General features: G+C 69.3%; 1 protein-coding gene. It reads right to left on the bottom strand.

Annotated features, from left to right (window positions below; genetic code table 11):
• On the bottom strand, positions 1-804 hold an 804-nt coding region (locus tag IE217_RS34370), incomplete at both ends, for an acyltransferase domain-containing protein (RefSeq protein ID WP_190181881.1).

The raw sequence follows: 804 nt of genomic DNA, 5'->3' as shown, positions 1-804 counted from the left end.
CCCCACCGACTCCGGATCCCCACCCGCCAACGACACCGCGTCAGGCCAGAACCGCTCACCCCGAAACGCATACGTCGGCAGCCCGACCCGCCGCCCACCCACACCGGCAAAGAAAGCCCGCCAGTCGACGGCACCGCCACGCACATACGCCTGGGCGACAGCGGCAACCACCGTCTCCGCCTCGTCACGGTCACGGCGCAGCACGGGCGCGAGCGCATGACCGTCCCCGGTCACACACTCCTGCGCCATGGCCGACAGCACACCGTCCGGACCGAGCTCCACGAACGTCGTGACGCCCTCGGCCTCCAGCACCCGTACGCCGTCCAGGAACCGCACGGCCTCGCGCACATGCCGCACCCAGAAGTCAGCCGTCCCGATCTCCTCACCGGAAACGACCGAAGCCGTCAGGTTCGACACGACCGGGATCCGCGGAACGCCATACGACAGCCCCTCGGCCACCTCCCGGAACGCCTCCAACATCCCGTCCATGTGCGGCGAATGGAAGGCATGGCTCACCGTAAGACGCCGAGTCTTCCGCCCCTGCCCCTCGAAGACGGCAGCGATCTGCAGTACGGCGTCCTCGTCACCGGCGACCACAACCGAAGCCGGCCCGTTGACGGCCGCGATACTCACCGCATCCGTCAGATACGGGACAACCTCCTCCTCGGCAGCCTGCACGGCCACCATCGCCCCACCGTCACCCGGCAGTTCCTGCATCAACCGGCCACGCGCCGCGACCAGCGCGCACGCGTCCTCCAGCGACAGCACACCCGCACAATGCGCCGCCGCCACCTCACCGATCGA

This window comes from Streptomyces naganishii JCM 4654 (genome assembly GCF_014650575.1).
GTDB lineage: Bacteria > Actinomycetota > Actinomycetes > Streptomycetales > Streptomycetaceae > Streptomyces > Streptomyces naganishii.
The sequence above is the reverse complement of the archived record's forward strand: the minus strand, read 5'-3'. Positions and strand labels throughout refer to the sequence as shown.